1 protein-coding gene is annotated in these 529 nt (G+C 52.2%); it reads right to left on the reverse strand.

Going from position 1 to position 529, the window contains the following annotated elements; all coding sequences use genetic code 11:
- Nucleotides 1-33: 33 nt before the first annotated feature.
- Nucleotides 34-529: IS3 family transposase (locus A6R74_RS12935; RefSeq protein WP_121499402.1), on the reverse strand; the 496-nt coding region annotated here is incomplete at its 5' end.

Below are 529 nucleotides of genomic sequence, written 5' to 3' on the forward strand. Positions count from 1 at the left end.
TGAACTGACCCCATAAACTTGGACAGTGAACAACTAAGCGGCCAAGGCCTGATTCCGGTACTGCACCGGACTCAGGCCTTTTAGTTTGGTCTTAATACGCTCGTGGTTGTAGTAATGGATATAGTGCCGGATGCCCGCCTGTAACTGATTAACATTGTCAAACCGGTTTAGGTAGAAATATTCAGACTTTAGCGTCCCGAAGAAACTCTCGATCGCGGCATTGTCCAGGCAATTTCCCTTGCGTGACATGCTCTGGATCACGCCATACTGGGCAAGCTTGCGCCGGTAAGCAGGCATCTGATATTGCCAACCTTGGTCGGAATGCAGTAGCGGCGCGCTTTGGTCGGCCAGCTTGGCCAAGGCTTTGTTCAGCATCTCCCCTACCAGTGAGAACGCTGGCCGTTTCTGCATTGTGTAGGACACAATTTCCCCATTGTAGAGATCCATCACGGGAGACAGGTAGAGCTTTTCGCCTCGGACATTGAACTCCGTGACGTCGGTGACCCACTTTTGGTTGGGGCGTTCAGCC

Source organism: Halomonas sp. ALS9 (assembly GCF_001651035.1).
Lineage (GTDB): Bacteria > Pseudomonadota > Gammaproteobacteria > Pseudomonadales > Halomonadaceae > Vreelandella.